Raw genomic sequence first — 19,925 nt, 5'->3', positions numbered from 1 at the left:
CAAACACTCGGCTACTTGCACGCTGCCGGTATGCTGCGCCAAACGCGCGAAAGCGTGGTGCCGTTGGCATACAGTTTAATCTCCGAACTTTTTACGCCGCGTTGCCGCACATCCATCACCACGCCGTCTTTATGTGTGAAGGGGTTGTGCAGTGCCACAGTATAGGCCGAATTGGTATAGCTGCGGACTTGGATAAAGTTTTCCGGCAAACGCAAACGGGTTTGCAGCTGTTGTTGCAGGCATTGCGCTGCCTCGCCCGGCGCTTTGTCGCTCCGCACCTCCACCTCCGGCCTGCCGCGTGTGGGCTGGCTGCGGAAGCCGTAGGCCATGCGCGAACTACCGATTTTCACATCGTCATCATAATTGATATTCGACTGCTGCCGGCGGATGCCCGCTGCTTCCGGCGAAATGCAACCGGCCAGCGCCAAAAGCAGCAGCCACAATAAATTTGAATATTTCAACTTTTTTCTCCTACAGCCAGCCAAACCTGATCAAGCCCGGCTGATTTGGAACAGAATTCGGAATGCCCGCGCGGTATCCACAAAGTTATACATGATAGCAGCGGAGCAAGCAATTTCGAAACCGTTTAACCCAGCTTTACTCCAACATACTGTCTGCAATATTATTTTTACAGTTGCAAAACCAGCTGCTCCTGTTTATAAAGGCTGTCTGAAAACGCCAATCCCGTCGCTGCCCGGCACTTGACAGCCTACGCCGCCCCATTGGCCCCCATGAATACGCAAAACTTCTCTTTCACCTCCTTTTTATGGTACCGCCCAACTGAGCAGTATCTTTAATACTGCGCACCTGATTCGCGCTACATTGGCCGAAAGAAAAGCTACCGCCCGGAAACCCCGAGCGGTTTTTTATTTGCCCCGGCAAGGCCGCTCACCCACGGAATCTTTCCATGAACCTCCCAGCCGAACAGGAACACAAAATGTCTGCCCTAGCCCGCCAACTCCGCCAGCTCCAGCTTCCCCCCGCCCAGCCCCGCACCGAGCTGCAACGCTGGTATTTGGCCATGGACGGCAACCAGCACCGTGCCGATTTGCAGGCCGATACGCCGCAGCAGCAAGATTTCATGCTGTGCGAAGCCCTGCTGCCGCAAATCCGCTCCCGGCCTGCCTGATTGCTGCCGAGCGGCACAATTTCGAGCAACACAGCCCGGAAGTGTTCACCGAAGAAGCAGATTGGTTTGCCGCCCGTATTTTGGTGTTGGGCGTGCGCGTGTTTCATTTAGACATCACGCTGATTCCGATGCTGCAAACCGCCAACCGCCGCGCCGCCGAATACGCCCGCAAACACGGGTTGCCCTTCACCCCCGCGCAAATGCGCATGAGCCTGCACGCCTCGCGCCCCAACGGCGGGCTGATTTTGGAAAACGCCTGCTTTGCCGATGCGGATTTGGGTATAATCGGCAATTCGCTGCAACTGAGCCACAGCCTGCCCAATCTGATTACCGGTTGAACGCAGACTGTCGGCTACGGGCACACAAAACATACCGTCTGATAAAAAGGCTACCTGAAACAAAGCTCCCGAAGGAAGCCGAGTTTTCAAGAAACCAAAACAACCGTTCAGGCTACCTGAAAAATGTGAGCTTCAACGAAGCTTCGGCACAGCAGAAGCCAACCTTCTGCGAAGCCAAAAACAAAGCCGTCGTCAAACTCAAACCGCCATGTTTATTTTTAATCCCGAATATATCAACTGCCCGCCCGAACGCCTGCCGCGTTTGGGCGTTCTATTGCTGCTTTTATGGATCACCCTGCCGCTGGCCTTTACCCTGCCTGCCAGCGTGATTGTCGTATTCGGCGTGCTGTGGCTGATACAGCTCGGGCTCACGCTTATCGGTAGCCGCGGCCTGCCCGCTTGGGCCACCGCCATCGGCGGCCTGGCCGTGTTTGGCTTCGTGTTTTCTCAGTTGGGCACGTTTCTCGGCAGCGAAGGCGGCAGCGCACTGCTTCTGCTGCTGGTGCTGCTAAAAACCTATGAAAGCCGCGTGTTGCGCGATTGGCATATGCTGCTCACCGCCATGGTGTTCCTGATGGGTGCCACCGTGCTGCTCAACCAAGGCATGTTCATCGGCCTGTGGCTATTGGCCGGCCTGTTCGGCACCGCCACCTGCATCGCCCTCTTGAATATGCCGCTGCGTCTGGCCGCCCGCCACGCCGCTACTGCCCTGCTGCTCACCCTGCCGCTGGCCGCCGTATTATTTATCGCCGTGCCGCGCATGAGCGAGCCTTTATGGCGCATCCCGCAACCGCCCAAACCCGGCCAAGCCCAAACCGGCCTGTCCGACACCATGCAGCCGGGCAGCATCAGCAATTTGGTGCAGAGCAACGAGCTGGCTTTCAACGCCACTTTCGACGGGGGCTACACCCCCAACCAATCCGACCTCTATTGGCGCGCCATCACCATGAGCCAGTTTGATGGCGAGCAATGGCGTGCCGATGATGACGAACTGCCCACCCGCGCCGATACTGCCTACACGCAAACCATTGTTTCCTACAGCATCATTATGCGCGATGAGCAAGGCCGCATTCCTGTGCTGGACTACCCCATCATCAACTTCAATACCGACAACGCCCGCAGCAAAATGCGTTTTGCCGAAGGCCACACCATCCGCGTACGCAGCCATGACGGCCTGCGCCGTTTCGTGCTGCGTGCCGCCATCGGCAACAGGCTACCTGAAAAACTCTCCCCCTCGCGCCAGCGCCAGCTGAGCCGCCTGCCCGGCTACAGCAACCAACGTATCCGCTCGCTCGCCCGCCAGCTGCGCAGCCAATCCGCCAACACCGTCGATTTCATCAACCGTACCCTGGCCTACTACCGCAACCAATCCTTCGCCTACACCCTCAATCCCCCGCTCGACCGCAGCCCCGACCGCATCGACAACTTCGTGTTCGACAACCGCCGCGGCTTCTGCGAACACTACGCCGAAAGCTTTGTGGTCATCATGCGCGCCGCCGGCGTGCCCGCCCGCGTGGTAACCGGCTATCAGGGCGGCGAATACAACCCCGACGGCGGCTTCTGGCAGGTACGCGGCAAAGATGCCCACGCCTGGGCCGAAGTGTGGCTGCCCGAAGAAGAAGCCTGGCTGCGCGTCGATCCCACCGCCGCCGTGAGCAGCAACCGCATCGAACAAGGCCTCTCCTCCGCGCTGGAGGGCGGCGAGCAAGAGCTGGTGGCCGGCAGCGGCAATTGGCAGTGGTGGAGCAAACTCAGCGCCGAAGGCCAGTTTTACTGGCAGCAATGGGTGGTGAACTACGACAGCAGCTCGCAGCAAAGCCTGTTCCGCAGCCTAGGCTTGGGCGGCTTCAACCTATTGAGCCTGCTCGTGTTCCTGCTGGTTGGCGGCACTTTGGCCGTGATTCCGCTGTGGCTGTGGTGGCGGCGCAGCAGTCGGCGTTATGCCAACCTGTTGGAAGAAGGCTTCGCCCGCATCAAAGAGCGCCTGCTCGACGTGGAAGGCATCGACCCTGCCGCCCTCGGCCCCGCCGAAACCGCCAGCATCCTGCGCGAACAGGAATGCCTCAGCCCCGAGCTGGAAAGCCTGCTGGCGCAATATGAACGCTGGAACTACGCCGATGACGGCCTGCCCCCGAAAGCCTCGCAAAAACGCTGGTATCGCCAGTGCTGCCGCGCCGTGCGCAAGGTTAAGCTGTAACACGCCGCGCTTTTACCTGGCCGAACCCGGATTAACGTTCCACTTTCCCTTTGTCTGCTATCTTTCAGGTAGCCTTTATCAGGCTTAAGTTTGCTCCGATAAAGGCTACCTGAAAATTTATTCGCCACACCCGAAAAGGATAGCCCATGAAACGTTTCTTCCCCCTGATGGCCGCCCTCGGCTTGGCCGCCTGCGCCGGTAGCCAAACCCCTGCTTCCGCCTCTGAGCCAGCCGACGCCTCCATGCCCGCCGTGGGCGCGGCTAATCCCGCCAGCGTGTACTGCGTGCAGCAAGGCGGCAAGTCTGAAATCCGTAAAAACCAAGACGGCAGCGAATACGGCATGTGCATCCTGCCAGACGGCAAAGAAGTGGAAGAATGGGCATACTACCGCGCCAACAACGGCGGCAACGGCACATAAGCCCCGCCCGGTCAAACAGGCAGGCTACCTGAAATCCGGTTTTCAGGTAGCCTGTTTGCTTTTCCCCGCCCCCAAGAATAGCGGTGATAATGCTAAAATACCGCCTTTAGCACCATCAATGCGCGCCCCGCGCACCCGTGCGCCCGAACAACCCCATCAAAGCATCCCACATGGCCTACCAAGTTCTCGCCCGCAAGTGGCGCCCCAAAACCTTTGCCGATTTAGTCGGGCAGGAACACGTTGTCAAAGCCCTGCAAAACGCCCTGGGCAAAGGCCGCCTGCACCACGCCTACCTGCTCACCGGCACGCGCGGCGTGGGCAAAACCACCATCGCCCGCATCCTCGCCAAAAGCCTCAACTGCGAAACCCCGCACGAAGGCGAGCCCTGCGGCCAATGCCAATCCTGCCGCGACATCGACGCCGGACGGTTTGTGGACCTGCTCGAAATCGACGCCGCCTCCAACACCGGCATCGACAACATCCGCGAAGTGCTGGAAAACGCCCAATACGCGCCCACCGCCGGCAAATACAAAGTCTATATCATCGACGAAGTGCACATGCTCTCCAAATCCGCGTTCAACGCCATGCTCAAAACGCTGGAAGAGCCGCCCGAGCACGTCAAATTCATCCTGGCCACCACCGACCCGCACAAAGTCCCCGTTACCGTACTCAGCCGCTGCCTGCAATTCGTGCTGCGCAACATGACCGCCCAGCAGGTATCCCAACACCTCGCGCACGTTCTGACCAGCGAACAAATCCCCTACGAAGCCCCCGCCCTCGCCCTACTCGGCCGCGCCGCCGCAGGTTCCATGCGCGACGCACTCAGCCTGCTCGACCAAGCCATCGCCATGGGCTCCGGCAGCGTAACCGAAGCCGACGTGCGCCAAATGATCGGCGCCGTCGACCAACGCTACCTTTATTCCCTGCTGCAAGCCGCCGCCAACCAAGACGGCGCCGCCCTGCTCGCCACCGCACAGGAAATGGCCGGCCGCGCCATCGGTTTCGACAGCGCCTTGAGCGAGCTCGCCCTTCTGCTGCAAAAACTCGCCCTCATCAAAACCATCCCCGCCGCCGTGCCCGCAGACGACCCCGAGCGCGACACCCTGCAACAGCTAGCCGGCCAACTGGGCGACGAACAAATCCAGCTGTATTACCAATGCGTGATCTACGGCAAGCAAGACCTGCCGCTCGCGCCCGACGAATACGCCGGCTTCGTGATGACCCTGCTGCGCCTGCTCGCCTTCGCCCCCTTGGCCGCCGCCGAGCTGCCCGAAGGCAGCCAAATCAGCGGCAGCGAACTGCACGATCCCGCCCCAAAGCCCCGTCCGGCTGCCACACCGCAGCCGGATAAGGCCCGCATTCCAGCCGAAAACCAGCCCGCAGAAGCCCCGCCCGCCCAAGCCGAACCCAGGCTACCTGAAAGCGGACATAACGAGCTTCTGCGCAGCAAAAGCGGGCAACGCGAGTTTCCACACAGCCAAAATGAGCACGGCAGTTTTTCAGGTAGCCCAAACAACAACGGCAGGCTTTCGCAAAACGAACCCCTGCCGCAAGAAACTGCCACTGCTGCCCGCCATACCGAAAGGCTACCTGAAAATATTTCAGGCAGTCCAAACAGCCAGCATCGGCTTTCGCCCAACCCAAACGCATCCGGCAACCTCGCGCCCGATTCAGCCGAACCCGGCCGCCCCTATCCTAGCGAGCCGCAACCTGCCCCGGCAGAAGCCGTCCCCGCCGCCTTCGAAAGCAGCCCGCCGTGGGACGACAGCCCACCGCCCGCTGGTTTTGAAACTCAACAGCCCGACAGCCAGCCAAGCCAAAGGCTACCTGAAACCGAGCCCCGCCAAAATCCCGCAAACGAGTTTCCGCATGGCCGAAACCAAAATGACAGCCTGCCCCAACACCAGCATGATGCCGCACCTCGAAACGAATCCGGATTAGGCAGCGAAAGGCTACCTGAAACCGAACAAAGCGGATTTTTACACGGCCAAAACGGGCAAAATGAACCATCTCCCGCCCAATCGGCCGCTACCGCAGCCCCGGAACACCCCGGCACGACAGCCCTGCCCCTGCCCGATGCCGACACCTGGCCGCACATCGTCGCCGCCATCGCGCCCAAAATCGGTGCCGCCCAAATGAGCGCCCAGCACACCGCCTGCCTCGGCTACGACCCGCAGCAACACCTGCTCACCCTCGCCGTGGCCGAAGCCGGGCAAGTCAGCATTAGCCGCGAACACATCCAGCGCATCGAGCAGCACTTGGCTGCCGCCTACGGCCATCCCGTCAGCATCCGCACCACCGATTGGCCGGCCGGCGGCACAACCACCGAAACCCCCGCCATGCGCCAACAACGCCTGCGCCAGGCCGCCCGCGATCAAGTGCAAAGCCTGCTGGAGCAAGACCCAGCCGCACAAGATATCCTTAATTTATTCGGCGCCCGCTGGCTACCCGAAAGCCTTGTATTGCAGGAAAACGGCCAAACCTAAGGCCGCTCCCGCACTTTTTTATTCCCACCCACTCTTTAAATAGGAGCACACTCATGTTCAACAAAGCCGGCCTCGGCAACCTGATGCAACAGGCACAAAAAATGCAGGAAAAAATGAAACAGGCACAGGCCGAATTGGCCAACATCACCGTGGAAGGAGAAGCCGGCGGCGGCATGGTGAAAATCTCCCTCAGCTGCCACCACGCCGTCAAACGCGTGCATATCGACGACAGCCTCGCTGCCGATGCCGCTTCCGACAAAGAAATGCTGGAAGACCTGATTGCCGCCGCCTTCAACGATGCCGCCCGCAAAGTAGAAGCTGCCGCCCAGCAGCATATGTCGCAATTTACCCAAGGCCTCGGCCTGCCCCCCAGCATGGACAACTTCTTCAAGTAATCCGCGCACAAAACACCGGCTGCCTAAGCTCATCAGGCAGCCGGTTTGTGTTTGGCTTGCATCAGTTTTCAGGTAGCCTCCATACCATCTTGAGGCTACCTGAAAATTAGAAAAGGCAGCCAAACAGAGCTCTACTATAACAATACCACCCTAACCTCGGTCTTCACCATATACGAATTAAAATTAAGAATGGCTAGCCTGGCCGCATGTATGGCCTGTGGCTCACCGCCGTATCCCATTCTTATTCTAATCCACGAGAACAACAAAAAGGCTACCTGAAAACTTTCAGGTAGCCTTTTCATCATGCCCAAACGCTTACAGGGAAATACGGCGGAAGTCTTTGAGCAGGTTGGCCAAGAACACGGTGAAGCGCATGCCGGCTGCGCCGTCGATCACGCGGTGGTCGAACGACAGGGAGATCGGGCACATCAGGCGGGCTTCGAAATCGGAGCCGTTCCACACCGGTTTCATCTGTGATTTGCACACGCCCAAGATGGCTACTTCGGGGGCATTCACAATCGGGGTGAAGCCGGTGCCGCCGATGCCGCCCAAGCTGGAAATAGTGAAGCAGGCGCCCTGCATTTCCTGCGGTTTGAGCTTGCCTTCGCGGGCTTTTTTGCTCAATTCGCCCAGCTCGATGCTGATTTCTTTAAGGCCTTTTTTGTCCACATCTTTAATCACGGGCACCACCAAGCCGTTGGGGGTGTCGGCGGCAAAGCCGATATGGAAGTATTTTTTCAACACCAGGTTGTCGCCATCGAGCGAAGAGTTGAATTCGGGGAAGGCTTTGAGTGCGGCCACGCTGGCTTTGATGATGAAGGCCAGGGGCGAGAGTTTCACGCCTTCGCGCTCCCACTCCTTGTTGAGCTGTTTGCGGAAGCTTTCCAGCTCGGTCATGTCGGCTTCGTCGTGTACGGTAACGTGCGGAATCATTACCCAGTTGCGCGACAAGTTTTGGCCGGAAATCTTCTTGATGCGGCTGAGTTCTTTCACTTCGACTTCGCCAAATTTGGCGAAATCCACTTTCGGCCACGGCAGCAAATCCAAGCCGCCGCCCAAAGAAGCACCGGCAGCTGCAGGTTTGCCTGCACTGCCCTGCATGGCGGCTTTAACGAAGGCTTTGATGTCGTCTTTGGTGATGCGACCTTTGTTGCCGCTGCCTTTCACCAAACTCAAATCCACGCCCAATTCGCGCGCCAGTTTGCGGGCGGAGGGGCCAGCATGGGCTTTGGCGAAACCAGCTTCGTTCACGGGCGCGCTGCCATAGGCAGCGGTGGCCGGAGCGGCAGCTGCAGCAGGAGCCGGAGCGGCAGCAGGCGCAGGTGCAGCTTTGGGCGCTTCGGCAGCGGCGGGAGCAGCAGCGACAGGTGCGCCGGCGGCGGCCACGTCAATAATAATGCTGCCTTCAGACACTTTATCGCCCACTTTAATGTGTACGGCAGTAACGGTGCCGGCAGCGGTGCTGGGCACATCCATAGTGGCTTTGTCGGTTTCTAATGTGATCAGGGTGTCGTCCACGGCCACGGTATCGCCCACTTTCACTTCCACGGCAATCACGTCCACATCGGTGTGCCCCCCGATATCTGGCACGGCTACCTGAACATTGGCGGCAGCAGCCGGGGCAGCGGCAGGCGCAGCAGGTGCGGGAGCGGCTTCGGCTTTGGGTGCAGCAGCCGGAGCGGCAGCGGCGCCAGCACCGGCGGCTTCCACCAGCACAATCACATGGCCTTCAGACACTTTGTCGCCCACTTTCACCTTCACTTCTTTCACCACGCCGGCGGCATCGGCCGGTACGTCCATGGTGGCTTTGTCGGTTTCCAGGGTAATCAGGGTATCGTCCAGCGCAATGGTGTCGCCGGCTTTCACGGATACATCGATCACGTCTACATTTTCGTGTCCGCCGATATCGGGGACTTTGATTTCTGCAATACTCATGAGAGTTCCTTTAGTATTCGGTTGGATATGGTCTGAACAGGTTCAGACACCATTAAATTAACGCCTTCTTCGGCAGCTTACCGCGTCTTGCACTTCCATCGGCTTTAGTTCGCCTTACATACCAACTTCATACACAGCCACAGTGCAGCGCCGCCCAGGCAGGCCGATCACTTCGTAATCGTGCCTGGCTTGGGGCACGAATGAAGCCATGCGGGTGTTGCACGAGCCTTCGGTTTGAATGACGGTTTCGGTAGCGCCTTCCATCACATTCTGCAAGTCGAGATAGGCGGCCTGTACGTTCACAGCCGTGCCGGCCGGCACGGCAAATTCGCGGAAAAATCGCCCGCGATAAAATACCGTTGGATTGACCGATATTTTTGCTGTGTACGGTTTCGGCTATGCCCAAACTGCGGCTTTTGACCATACCGGCAAACGAGCCAAACGCATCGCCCAAGCTGCCGCCCACATTCACTTTGTGGCTGCGGCGGATCAATCTTCATCTTCGCAGTTGATGCCGCTCACCATGACGGTGGCTTCCTGTTTTTGGACATATAGGGACACGTGTAACTTGGGTACTGCTGTTCGTAACCGCGGTGTTTTCCTCCTGCGCCACCGGCGTATTAGAAGCGCAAGCAGTCAGTAAGACTGACGGAGCATGCAACGAATAAGGGGTTCATATTCTTCCTTTTCTGTTTTTCAGGTAGCCTCTACCGCGGGGGCAAGGCTACCTGAAAATTCAGGCCGGGATTAGCGTTTCCAGCTGGGGGCAACTTCGGTTTGAACGCCGTATTTCTCGATGGCTTTCTGCACCACGTCTTTGCCCACTTTGCCTTGTTTGGCCAAAGCGTCCAGCGCGGCCACAGCCACATGGTAGCGGTCTACTTCGAAGAAGTTACGCAGGTTGGCGCGGCTGTCGGAGCGGCCAAAACCGTCGGTGCCGAGCACTACATAGTCGCCGTTTTCTTTGGGGATGTAGGCGCGGATGCGGTCGGCAAAGCTGCGGATGTAGTCGGTGGCGGCTACAACCGGGCCGGCATGGCCTTGCAGCTGCTGGGTAACGAAAGGCAGTTTTTGCTCGGCAGCCGGATGCAGGCGGTTCCAACGGTCGGTTTCGATGGCTTCGCGGTGCAGCAGGTTGAATGAGGGGCAAGACCAGATGTCGGCTTCCACGCCGAAATCGTTTTTCAGCAAATCGGCAGCGTGAATCACTTCCTGCAGGATGGTGCCGGAGCCCATCAGCTGAACGCGTTTGTCGCCTTTGCCGCCCTCGCGGAACAAGTACATGCCTTTGAGGATTTCCTGCTCGATGCCTTTGCGTTGCGGCATGGCCGGGTGGGCGTAGTTTTCGTTCATCAGGGTGATGTAGAAGAATACGTCCTCATTATTCACATACATGCGTTCCAAACCGTTGTGTACGATTACGGCCACTTCGTATTGGAAGGTGGGGTCGTAGCTGACACAGTTCGGAATCAGGTCGGCTTGCAGCTGGCTGTGGCCGTCTTCGTGTTGCAAGCCTTCACCGTTGAGGGTGGTACGGCCTGCGGTGCCGCCCAAGAGGAAGCCGCGCGCGTGCATATCGCCGGCAGCCCAAGCCAAATCGCCGACACGTTGGAAACCGAACATAGAGTAGTAAATATAGAACGGAATCATGGCGTAACGGTTGTTGGCATAGCTTGTGGAAGCAGCAATCCAGTCGGCCATGGCGCCGGGTTCGTTAATGCCTTCTTGCAGGATTTGACCGTCAACGGATTCTTTATAGAACATCAGTTGGTCTTTGTCTTGCGGGGTATACTGCTGGCCTTTCGGGTTCCAAATGCCGTATTGGCGGAACATGCCTTCCATACCGAAGGTACGGCTTTCATCGGGCACAATCGGCACGATGCGGCGGCCGATTTGCTTGTCTTTCAACAAGGCAGCCAGAATACGCACGAAAGCCATGGTGGTGGAGAATTCGCGCTCGCCGCTGGATTGCAGCTGGGCATCGAAGGTTTCCAAAACCGGAATCGGCAGGACTTCGTTATTCGGATGGCGTGCGGGCAGGTAGCCGCCCAAAGCATTGCGGCGTTCGCGCAGGTATTGCATTTCCGGGCTGTCTTCGGCAAAGCGGAAGTAGGGCAAGTCGCCGCTGTCGATTTGCTCGTCGGTTACCTGGATGCCGAAGCGGTCGCGGAATTGTTTGAGCGACTGCACATCCATTTTCTTGGCTTGGTGGGCAACGTTTTGGCCTTCACCGGATGCACCCATGCCGTAGCCTTTGATGGTTTTGGCCAAAATCACGGTAGGGCGGCCGCCGGCGTTGTTCACAGCTTCGTAGTAAGCAGCGTAAACTTTGTGCGGGTCGTGGCCGCCACGGTTCAGGGCCCAGATTTCGTCGTCAGACATATCGGCCACGAGGGCTTTCAATTCGGGCGTGTTGAAGAAGTGTTCGCGAACATATGCGCCATTTTTGGATTTGAAGGTTTGGTAGTCACCATCTAAGCATTCTTCCATGCGCTGTTGCAGGGCGTGGTTGGTGTCGCGTGCCAAGAGGCCATCCCAGCGGCTGCCCCAAATCACTTTCAACACATTCCAGCCTGCGCCGCGGAAGTTGCCTTCCAGTTCTTGGATGATTTTGCCATTGCCGCGCACCGGGCCGTCCAAACGCTGCAGGTTGCAGTTGATGACGAAAATCAGGTTGTCCAAACCTTCGCGGGCAGCCAATGCGATAGCACCCTGGCTTTCCGGCTCGTCCATCTCGCCGTCGCCGCAGAAGCACCATACTTTGCGGCCTTTGGTTTTGGCCAGGCCGCGCGATTCCAAGTATTTCAGGAAACGTGCCTGATAAATCGCCATTAACGGGCCCAAGCCCATAGATACAGTAGGGAACTGCCAGAAATCAGGCATAAGGTGCGGATGCGGGTAAGACGGCAGGCCGTTACCACCTACTTCTTGTCGGAAGCTGTTCAGCTGGTCTTCGCTCAGGCGGCCTTCTACAAAGGCGCGAGAATAGAAGCCGGGAGCGGAATGGCCTTGAACATAAATCAAATCGCCTTCTTCACTGGCAGCTTCGTTTTTGGCACGCCAGAAGTGGTTGAAGCCCACGTCATATAAAGTGGCAGAAGATTGGAAGGAAGCGATGTGGCCGCCCAATTCCAAATCTTTCTTACCAGCGCGCAGCACCATGACGGCAGCGTTCCAGCGAATGGCAGCGCGTATGCGGTGTTCCAGCTCGTGGTTGCCGGGCGATTTCTGCTCCTTGCTGACTGGGATGGTGTTCAAATACGCGGTGGTACCACTAAATGGCAGGAGCACGCCGCAGCGGCGGGTGTAGCGTGCCAGGCTTTCCAACAAAAAATATGCCCGTTCCGAGCCTTCGTTTTCCAACACAGAACTGAGCGCATCCAACCACTCTTGGGTTTCAATCGGGTCGATATCATGTTTTTCGACAGACATAATTCCTATCTTCATTTCTTGAGTTAATAAATGAGCTTTGCTTTCTCGTTTGGCAACACAGTAAAAATCTACCATATTATTATTCTATTTTTCTTACTTGGCTTTTATGAATATACGCCACTGGTATTTCCGCAGATCCATCCCATGTAATATGTAGCCATCCATCTCCCTCTTCCCCATAGGAATGCACTGTTTCTCCATTATATACCTTTCCCATAATTCTTGATTCAGAAGAAGCTCCCGCTCTTACATTTGCATAGCCATCTCTTGCTGAAACTACATAAGAATCTATTACATTACCTTGACTTTCATGGACATATCCATAGACAGCTTTCCCTGATTCTGTTTTATATTCAATATAATACCAGCTTCCTTCTTTTCTGATTATTCTACCGCCGTCAAAGATAACTAATTTTGCCAATATCCTTGAATTAGTATTGGGTTTTCCCTAAGATTAGCCCCATCTAAAACTCCACTATGTATTGCAAATTCTCTAGAAAATCCCAAACTTGAAATTGCTAAAAAAAATATCATTATTAATAATTTTTTCATCTCAATCAAAATCCTTTCCTACAAACATAGTATCTTAATCATCTACATAAAACTCTTACAAAGCACGCACTTAAACAGAAAAATTGGAAACCGCTGTTTCCTAAAGATTTCTGCCACACCAACAATGCTGCAACACTCTGCATTTCCATGGAATATTAACAGTCTTGCGCCTGATTGGCAACGTTTTTTTCAGGCTTTTAAAGCCTTTATTCTTCAAGACACAAGCCCCTTTCCGGCACCTCACTGCCTAAAAAATCATCCGAAAACAGGCTAGGATGGCATATACACAAAACAACAAAACAGAACCGCCTACCCTGCGCGCCGTTTACGCAACAAAATGCGCACAGCCCCATCGTTCGCACCATGCGGCTCGGCATAAGCCAGTACTTCCGGATGTGTCATCAGCCAGCGGCGCACCAAGCTTTTCAACACCGGCACAAAGCCGTGCGAACCCAGCCCGCTGCCGTGCACGATTTCCGCGCACACCCCGCGTCGCAACACTTCCTCAAGAAACTCGCTCAACTCCCGCTGCGCCTCCTCGCGCGTGCAGCCGTGCAAATCCAAGCGCCCCACGCACGGCCAATGACCGGCCACCAGGCGGCGGATGTCGTCCTGCCCACGGCCGTTTTTGCAAAACGAACGCGGCGGCTCATGTTCGCTGTCGGCGCTCACATAAAAATACTCATCATCATCCCACCCCGCCTCATCAAACCGCCGTTTCAAAGGTTTATTGTCTTTCGGTGCAGCCACCCGATTACTGTTTTTCAGCGGCGTAACCTTGCCCACTGCCGCCGCAAAATCCAGCTCTTCCTGCCGCTGCTGCCTCGTTTGCGCCGCCACTTCCTCCTGCCGCCGCTTCGCCTCCTTACCCAATTGCTGCAGCAGCTTTTGCGTATCCTGTTTATCCATTATTTCGGCTCCATATCTAGTTTCATCTTTTCAACTGACTATTTTATAACTGAAGCGGCATAATCGGATACAGCCACACGATTTTCCCATCACCCCAAGAGGGGCTTTACCATGCAGCACACTTGCGATATCGTCATTATCGGCATCGGCCCAGCCAGCCTCAGCTTCGCCACCGCAGCCGCATACGGCAGCCTGAACATCCTGCTTATCAAACAAAGCAGCCAGGAACCCTTGGCTAACCCGCCCCATGATAGCTGCAAAATCGCCCTCACCCACCCCTCGCACGGCATCATGGGGAAACTCAGCCCGTGGCAGCACATTCCCGCCGAAGGTATCTACCCGCTCAAAGCCCCAAAGTGATCAAGGACAGCTCCCCCGCACCATCAACTTCCCCCCCCCACACACCAACGGCAAAGGCCAGCTCAGCCTCCTCATATCCAACTCACGACATCCGCCGCACCACCTACCAAACTGCCAGCCGGCAAAAAATGTCCACTTTCTCACCAGCCATAAAGTGCAGGAAGCCGTAGATGGCGAAGAAACCGTGAGCATCCTGCTCGACAACGGCGATACCGTATCCGCCTGCCTGCTCATCGCTGCCGACACAAGCTCGGCAACATAACACCAGCCGGCAGCATCCACGCCCACCTCTTGATCAATGTACGCACCCGCCGGCTTCTTTACCCGCCAAATTCCTGCGTAATACTGTACTGCGCCTGAGCAACCACCTGCCGCTGGTGAAAAAACTGATTACCAAACAACTCACTGGTTAAGATTAAACCACCACAAACATATTTCAGGTAGCCTGGTTCCCGCAACAGGCTACCTGAGAATATATGCTACACCATTCTATTCTTACCCATTCTCACCAAGTTACCGCAAACCCACGTTCCACTGTTTTTTGCAGCGCCTACTTGCCAAATATACACAACATCGGCATAATGCAGCGTTTCTTGCCGGTGTAGCTCAGTTGGTAGAGCACCTGACTTGTAATCAGGGGGTCGCGAGTTCGATTCCTGCCGCCGGCACCAAATCCCAAACAGGCTACCTTTTCAGGTAGCCTGTTTTACTTACTGCCACTACACCCTTCAAACTCAATATCTCTCTGTGGGAGCTGCCGTCTGCCCACGCCGGCGATATTCCCAGCCCATGTATCGATACCGCCCTCCGGCAACATCCGTGTATTCACCTATTCAGACTATACCATGGCACCGAATGTGGATATGTGGGCGATCACGTTTCAAAAGGCAACGACTTCATCGTGGTAAACGACTTGGCCGACGGCTTGAGCATCCGCTTCTCTGATTTGGCTAAAACCGATTTAGCAGAAAAGCTGCTGGGCATCGTTGAAACACCAAGGCTACCTGAAACACCATAGCCAAACAAAACAGGCACAACCGCAAAGTTGTGCCTGTTTGCTTATCCGCCACTCCGATTAACGGGCGGGCGAACAATCCTTATACAGCATCTGGCCGTTGGGCGCGCTCACGATGATGTCTTGGCTGCGATAGTTGGCCGAATCCATGGCATTGGTGGTTAGGCGGTAACCGTTGGCGCTGAATACGGTGTCCACATTGTCGGAAGCCGACAGGTTATACGGCAGGCGCAGGTTGCGGTTGTTCACCCGCAGTTCGGCGCTGGTGGGCACACCGGCGGAGTTGAAGTGGTAATTCACATTCAAGCGGCGGCCTTGCTGGCAAACGTAGGCCACACTGCCGCTGCGGGCTGAAGCGGGCGGAGCTTGGCGGGCAGGCTCGTTGTGCCGTGGATTACAGTCTTTATACAGGAATTCGCTGCGCGGCGAGAGGATGCTGATGCCTTCTTCACTGCGGTAGTTGTTGACGGTGAGCACCGGGCCGGTCAGGTTGTAGCCGGCACGGTCTTTAAACGCAGTGCCTGTGCTGTCAGAGTGGCGCGCATCGAAAGCCATGTTGCGGTTGCTGCCGTTGAGGCGGGCGCGCGCAGACACGGGTTTACCACGACTGTTGAACTGATAGCTCACATCCACCTGTTTGCCTTGTTGGCAGACATAAGACACTGTGCCGCCAGCGGCAAATGCCGGGGCAGCGATGCCCACGGCCAAAGCAGCTAATGCAGTAGATTGCCAAAACTTCATTTTCAAACTCCCTTCACGTTGGAATGAATAGTGGATTAAAATGAGAATGGGACAAGGCAGCGAGCCGCAGACAGTATGCGTAATACGGCAAGGCGAGCCAACGCAGTAGCGTTCTCATTCAATTCACTATAATCGGTATTCTCTAGGCGGATTGGCCTTTTATTTGGCCAAAACCCAATGCAGAACATTGGGTGCATTGTAACAAACCGTTTTCTTAATCTACTGTTAGCCCTAGGTTAAAATTTGTAGCGACTGTGTGGGTAAATCGCTTTTCAAGTAGCCCGGAATCAGGGGTAAAGGCTACCTGAAAAAACAGCCATATCCAGCTGCTATTTCATTTTCAGGTAGCTTCAACACCCGAGGCACCAAGCTCAATCCACGTTTACCATCACCAGCTGCATCCGGCAAGCGCTCACGGCACTCAGCGCATGGCGTTCGTTCGGAGCGAGATACACCACATCGCCTGCATGCAGGATTTCGTGGCGCGCGCCGATGGAAAAATCCATCTCGCCTTCCAGCAGGATCACCACCACAGCCTTGGTAGAGGCGTGCTCGGTGAGCACTTGGCCGGCATCCAGCGTAAAAGCCACCACACGCAGCAAGTCGTTGTTCAGCACGGTGCGCGAAGTGGTGGCCTGCTCGCTCACAGGCAGCGCCTGGTTCAGGCCGAGTTTGAATAGGGATTCGGATACGGGGGTCACAGCAGTTGCAGACATCAGATTGCTCCTTAATTTGTTTAACGAGTGGGAGGGAAATCCGGCCGGCAGGGTTTGATTGGATATTTTATTATTGTTTGAAATGGTTAGCCGCTTAATGCAGGTTAGATGACAGCAAACTTACTTAAGATGAAACCATCATAACATATTTTCAGGTAGCCTTCCCACTGCCCGGCAGGCTACCTGAAACCCCTCAAATAGTTTACACTTCACCATTGATATCCATTCCCGCCCGCATGACGAAAGGCCTAGCTTCATGAAACTGTTTTCGCTCATCATCAAACTGCTGCTTTTAGCGATTTTTATCGTTTTAGCCGCATTCAACACCCATCTCGTCAGCTTCAGCTACCTGCCCGGCAGCGAAATCAGCCTGCCGCTGATTCTGCTGCTCTTGGCGTTTTTCGTTATCGGCGCGGTGTTCGGTGTGTTTTCCATGTTTGGCCGCCTACTCTCCTTGCGCCATGAAAACAACCGCCTACGCAACGAAGTGCGCAAAAACGCCCGGATCGCGCAGGAGCAGCTGCAAACGCCCGCGCCCGCCGATGCCGCCCAGCCTGTGCCCGACGCCGCCCCGGTGAAGGAATAGGCGCATGGACGGCAATATTTGGTGGTGGCTCACCCCGATTATCCTGCTGCCCGTCTTCTTTGCCATGGGCTGGTTTGCCGCACGGGTAGACATGAAAGCCGTGCTTAAGCAGGCCAAATCCGTGCCCACCGCGTTTTACGCCAGCCTGGATGCCCTGGTAGACCACAACCTCGGCAGCGCCGCCCGCCACCTGGCCGACATGACCGACCTGCTGCCCGCCGGCGACAACGCCTACGAGCTGCACCTCACCCTGGGCAAACTCTACCGCCAGCGCGGCGAAAACGACAAAGCCATCCGCATGCACCAAGCCCTGCTCGAAGCGCCCGAAACCGTGGGCGAAAAGCGCAACCAAGTGCTGTTCGAACTGGGGCAAGACTACCAAAGCGCCGGCTTGGTAGACCGCGCCGAGCAGATTTTCCTCGGCCTGCAGCAAGGCAATATGGCCGCCCAAGCCCGCCAAGTGCTGCTGAATATCTACCAGCAAGACCGCGACTGGGCCAAAGCCATCGACACTGCCCAGCTGCTCAGCCACGACGAACAAACCTACCGCTTCGAAATCGCCCAATTCTATTGTGAGCTGGCGCAAGCTGCCCTGTTCAAATCCGACTTCGAGCAAGCCCGTGCCAATATTGCCAAAGCACTGGACGCCAACCGCAAATGCGCCCGCGCCAACATGATTCTCGGCGACTTGGAGCAAAAGCTGGGCAACTACCCCGCCGCCGTAGCCGCCTACACCGCCATCGAAAAACAAAACCATGCCTACTTAAGCATGGTGGGCGAAAAACTGTATGACGCCTACGATGCCCAAGGCGAAGCCGCCGCCAGCCTCGCCGTGCTCACAGGCTACCTGAAAACCTTTCCCCAGCTCGATTTAATCAATGTGGTGTACGAAAAATCGCTGCTGCTCTACGGCGAAGAAAAAGCGGCCGAAACCGCCGTCGAACTCGTGCGCCAAAAGCCCGACCTCGGCGGCGTATACCGCCTGCTCGGCCTGCGCCTGAACAACCTCGATCCTGCCTGGAAGAGCGATGCCGACATGATGCGCGGCGTAATCGGGCGCACCCTGCAGAAAAACGTGATGTACCGCTGCCGCCACTGCCACTTCAAATCGCAAGTATTCTTCTGGCACTGTCCCGCCTGCAACAAATGGGAAACCTTCACCCCCAACAAAATCGAAGTTTAGCCCCGAACGGAAAACAAAATGCCCGATAACATGATGACCATCAACCAAATGTACCGCATGCTCAACGTGTGGACACACCGCATCCGCCACAGCGACCGTTTCATCGAACGCTACAGCGGCGCCCAACGCGCCCTGCTCGCCTACCTCAGCCTCGACCTCCTGATGGAAGACGACGGCTTCGTGGTGCTGATTGCCGACGGCCGGGGCGAACACGCCCTCGCCCCCGAAACCGCCGAATACCTGCGCCAATGGGGCGTTCGCGACACCCCTGACATCATCGATCGCGCCCGCGCCCTTCACCAACAGCACGGCGCCACCATCCAAACCGCCACCCCAAACAGCAGCATTGAAAAACTGCGCATACAATTCCCCCAGTTTGACGAGCTCGATGCCGACTACTGCCTCGTGTGTGAAGACGACTTCTGCACCGTCTGCTCCTACATCCGCCGCCACCCCGCAGAATTCGCCGAGCTCACTGCCGCTGCCGGCGAAAGCGGCAGTCCCATGCCCCCGCTTGACGCTTAACTTAAAAGGCTACCTGAAACCTATTCCTCAGCAACACGGCTTTCAGGTAGCCTTTTCCATTCCAACCCATCCGCCCCCATCCCCATGAACCCCCTTATCCTCGACCCCGCCCCGCCCGCCCGCCGCACCCCCGTTATCGTCGCCCTCGATTTTGCCAACGAAGCCGACACCCTCGCCTTCGTGCGCCGCTTAAGCCCCGATTTGTGCCGCCTCAAAATCGGCAAAGAGCTGTTTACCGCCACCGGCCGCCGTCTGGCCGAAGCCCTGATCAACCAAGGCTTCCAGCTCTTCCTCGACCTCAAATACCACGACATCCCCAACACCGTGGCCGCCGCCTGCCGTGTGGGCGCCGATATGGGCGTGTGGATGGTGGATATGCACACCGCAGGCGGCCGCCGCATGATGGAAGCTGCCGCCGAAGCCGTGGCCAACCACAGCCAGCGCCCCCTGCTCATCGGCGTCACCATCCTCACCAGCATGGAGCAGGGCGACCTCAACGAACTCGGCCTCACCGCCCCCATTGCCGATTGGGCATCCCGCTGGGCCGCCCTGGCGCAGCAATCCGGCCTCGACGGCGTGGTCTGCTCCCCGCACGAAGCTGCCACCCTGCGCCGGCAGCGCGGCAGCGAATTCGTGTTGGTTACTCCCGGCATCCGCCCCCCCGGCAGCAACCAAGACGACCAGCGCCGTATCATGCCCCCTGCCCAAGCCCTCGCCGACGGCAGCAGCTACCTTGTTATGGGCCGCCCCATCACCCAAGCGCCCGACCCCGCCGCCGTACTGGCCGAAATCAACCGCCTGGCCAACCCCGCCGACTAAGCAGCCAATAGCAATCAGGCTACCTGAAAACGAATCCCGTTTAACTTCGTTGAAGTTCGCTTTCAGGTAGCCTCCATTCATTTCGCCGCCAACGACCCCCTTCCCAGCCACTTGCCGCCGACTGACAAACCCGCCGTTTTCTTGTACAATCCGCCTCTTATTTCGTCAAAATCCGTAAACCTTGATAG

22 protein-coding genes and 1 tRNA gene are annotated in these 19,925 nt (G+C 56.9%); 14 read left to right on the top strand and 9 right to left on the bottom strand.

The annotated features are described in order from the left end of the window. Positions 1–11 precede the first annotated feature (11 nt). On the bottom strand, positions 12–461 hold the full coding sequence (locus tag A7P97_RS03380) for a hypothetical protein (protein ID WP_231865633.1): 450 nt from the start codon (positions 459–461) through the stop codon (positions 12–14). A gap of 446 nt (positions 462–907) precedes the next feature. Between A7P97_RS03380 and A7P97_RS10995 the strand changes: the two genes are divergently transcribed. The 6 genes from A7P97_RS10995 (at position 908) to A7P97_RS03355 (ending at position 6,964) form a co-directional block, all read left to right on the top strand. Continuing rightward, entirely contained in the window at positions 908–1,129 is a 222-nt protein-coding gene (locus tag A7P97_RS10995) for a hypothetical protein (protein WP_369799516.1), read from the top strand. Further along, the gene (locus tag A7P97_RS03375; RefSeq protein WP_369799515.1) at positions 1,087–1,467 is read left to right on the top strand and encodes a hypothetical protein; all 381 of its coding nucleotides are present in this window, start codon (positions 1,087–1,089) and stop codon (positions 1,465–1,467) included. Before A7P97_RS10995 ends, A7P97_RS03375 begins: the two co-directional genes overlap by 43 nt. A gap of 208 nt (positions 1,468–1,675) precedes the next feature. Continuing rightward, positions 1,676–3,664, top strand: coding sequence for a DUF3488 and transglutaminase-like domain-containing protein (locus A7P97_RS03370; RefSeq protein WP_067530393.1), 1,989 nt, complete (start codon positions 1,676–1,678; stop codon positions 3,662–3,664). A 146-nt stretch (positions 3,665–3,810) separates the two neighbouring features. Next, positions 3,811–4,083 (top strand): DUF333 domain-containing protein, encoded by a 273-nt coding sequence (locus A7P97_RS03365; RefSeq protein ID WP_067530392.1) that lies wholly within the window; start codon positions 3,811–3,813, stop codon positions 4,081–4,083. A 170-nt stretch (positions 4,084–4,253) separates the two neighbouring features. Beyond that, the gene (gene dnaX / locus A7P97_RS03360; RefSeq protein ID WP_067530391.1) at positions 4,254–6,569 is read left to right on the top strand and encodes a DNA polymerase III subunit gamma/tau; all 2,316 of its coding nucleotides are present in this window, start codon (positions 4,254–4,256) and stop codon (positions 6,567–6,569) included. Positions 6,570–6,622: 53 nt separating this feature from the next. Continuing rightward, positions 6,623–6,964: a YbaB/EbfC family nucleoid-associated protein gene (locus tag A7P97_RS03355; protein WP_067530390.1), complete on the top strand. Its 342-nt coding sequence runs from the start codon at positions 6,623–6,625 to the stop codon at positions 6,962–6,964. Between the two features lie 315 nt (positions 6,965–7,279). On the opposite strand, the gene aceF is transcribed toward A7P97_RS03355, so the two are convergent. Both aceF and A7P97_RS10590 read right to left on the bottom strand, forming a co-directional pair. After that, positions 7,280–8,899 carry a dihydrolipoyllysine-residue acetyltransferase gene (aceF, locus tag A7P97_RS03350; RefSeq protein WP_067530389.1) on the bottom strand — a complete coding sequence of 540 codons (1,620 nt, stop codon included), beginning with the start codon at positions 8,897–8,899 and terminating at the stop codon, positions 7,280–7,282. A 114-nt stretch (positions 8,900–9,013) separates the two neighbouring features. Then, positions 9,014–9,220 carry a hypothetical protein gene (locus A7P97_RS10590; RefSeq protein WP_231865632.1) on the bottom strand — a complete coding sequence of 69 codons (207 nt, stop codon included), beginning with the start codon at positions 9,218–9,220 and terminating at the stop codon, positions 9,014–9,016. Positions 9,221–9,263: 43 nt separating this feature from the next. Between A7P97_RS10590 and A7P97_RS10585 the strand changes: the two genes are divergently transcribed. Next, positions 9,264–9,542: a hypothetical protein gene (locus A7P97_RS10585; protein ID WP_231865631.1), complete on the top strand. Its 279-nt coding sequence runs from the start codon at positions 9,264–9,266 to the stop codon at positions 9,540–9,542. Positions 9,543–9,646: 104 nt separating this feature from the next. Here the strand turns inward: A7P97_RS10585 and aceE are convergent, their stop codons facing one another. The 4 genes from aceE to A7P97_RS03335 form a co-directional block, all read right to left on the bottom strand. Next, positions 9,647–12,331: a pyruvate dehydrogenase (acetyl-transferring), homodimeric type gene (gene aceE, locus A7P97_RS03340; protein WP_067530388.1), complete on the bottom strand. Its 2,685-nt coding sequence runs from the start codon at positions 12,329–12,331 to the stop codon at positions 9,647–9,649. 79 nt (positions 12,332–12,410) lie between these two features. Continuing rightward, positions 12,411–12,752 carry an SH3 domain-containing protein gene (locus A7P97_RS10010; protein WP_125080351.1) on the bottom strand — a complete coding sequence of 114 codons (342 nt, stop codon included), beginning with the start codon at positions 12,750–12,752 and terminating at the stop codon, positions 12,411–12,413. After that, positions 12,740–12,883 carry a hypothetical protein gene (locus tag A7P97_RS10005; RefSeq protein WP_156497472.1) on the bottom strand — a complete coding sequence of 48 codons (144 nt, stop codon included), beginning with the start codon at positions 12,881–12,883 and terminating at the stop codon, positions 12,740–12,742. Before A7P97_RS10005 ends, A7P97_RS10010 begins: the two co-directional genes overlap by 13 nt. A 309-nt stretch (positions 12,884–13,192) precedes the next feature. After that, positions 13,193–13,792 (bottom strand): Smr/MutS family protein, encoded by a 600-nt coding sequence (locus A7P97_RS03335; RefSeq protein WP_067530387.1) that lies wholly within the window; start codon positions 13,790–13,792, stop codon positions 13,193–13,195. Positions 13,793–13,903: 111 nt separating this feature from the next. Between A7P97_RS03335 and A7P97_RS03330 the strand changes: the two genes are divergently transcribed. The 3 genes from A7P97_RS03330 (at position 13,904) to A7P97_RS10000 (ending at position 15,170) form a co-directional block, all read left to right on the top strand. Next, on the top strand, positions 13,904–14,152 hold the full coding sequence (locus A7P97_RS03330) for a hypothetical protein (RefSeq protein ID WP_067530386.1): 249 nt from the start codon (positions 13,904–13,906) through the stop codon (positions 14,150–14,152). Positions 14,153–14,747: 595 nt separating this feature from the next. Further along, positions 14,748–14,823: transfer RNA gene (locus A7P97_RS03325), tRNA-Thr, on the top strand. 194 nt (positions 14,824–15,017) lie between these two features. Beyond that, entirely contained in the window at positions 15,018–15,170 is a 153-nt protein-coding gene (locus A7P97_RS10000; RefSeq protein WP_156497471.1) for a hypothetical protein, read from the top strand. Positions 15,171–15,227: 57 nt separating this feature from the next. Here A7P97_RS10000 and A7P97_RS03320 read toward each other — a convergent pair whose 3' ends face one another. Both A7P97_RS03320 and A7P97_RS03315 read right to left on the bottom strand, forming a co-directional pair. After that, positions 15,228–15,908: a hypothetical protein gene (locus A7P97_RS03320; protein WP_082887585.1), complete on the bottom strand. Its 681-nt coding sequence runs from the start codon at positions 15,906–15,908 to the stop codon at positions 15,228–15,230. 371 nt (positions 15,909–16,279) lie between these two features. Beyond that, complete coding sequence (locus A7P97_RS03315) at positions 16,280–16,624, bottom strand: cupin domain-containing protein (RefSeq protein ID WP_067530384.1); 345 nt, start codon at positions 16,622–16,624, stop codon at positions 16,280–16,282. 256 nt (positions 16,625–16,880) lie between these two features. On the opposite strand from A7P97_RS03315, the gene A7P97_RS03310 reads away from it, so the two are divergent. The 4 genes from A7P97_RS03310 to pyrF all read left to right on the top strand — a co-directional run bounded on the left by A7P97_RS03310 (position 16,881) and on the right by pyrF (position 19,737). Beyond that, positions 16,881–17,210: a lipopolysaccharide assembly protein LapA domain-containing protein gene (locus A7P97_RS03310; RefSeq protein ID WP_067530383.1), complete on the top strand. Its 330-nt coding sequence runs from the start codon at positions 16,881–16,883 to the stop codon at positions 17,208–17,210. 4 nt (positions 17,211–17,214) lie between these two features. Further along, complete coding sequence (gene lapB / locus A7P97_RS03305; RefSeq protein WP_067530382.1) at positions 17,215–18,393, top strand: lipopolysaccharide assembly protein LapB; 1,179 nt, start codon at positions 17,215–17,217, stop codon at positions 18,391–18,393. A gap of 18 nt (positions 18,394–18,411) precedes the next feature. After that, on the top strand, positions 18,412–18,918 hold the full coding sequence (locus A7P97_RS03300; RefSeq protein ID WP_082887584.1) for a DUF4375 domain-containing protein: 507 nt from the start codon (positions 18,412–18,414) through the stop codon (positions 18,916–18,918). Positions 18,919–19,002: 84 nt separating this feature from the next. Further along, positions 19,003–19,737 (top strand): orotidine-5'-phosphate decarboxylase, encoded by a 735-nt coding sequence (gene pyrF, locus A7P97_RS03295; RefSeq protein WP_067530381.1) that lies wholly within the window; start codon positions 19,003–19,005, stop codon positions 19,735–19,737. Positions 19,738–19,925 lie beyond the last annotated feature (188 nt).

It is taken from the genome of Eikenella sp. NML070372, from assembly GCF_001648415.1.
GTDB classification, from domain to species: domain Bacteria; phylum Pseudomonadota; class Gammaproteobacteria; order Burkholderiales; family Neisseriaceae; genus Eikenella; species Eikenella exigua.
This window is presented reverse-complemented; position numbering and strand designations above follow the sequence as displayed.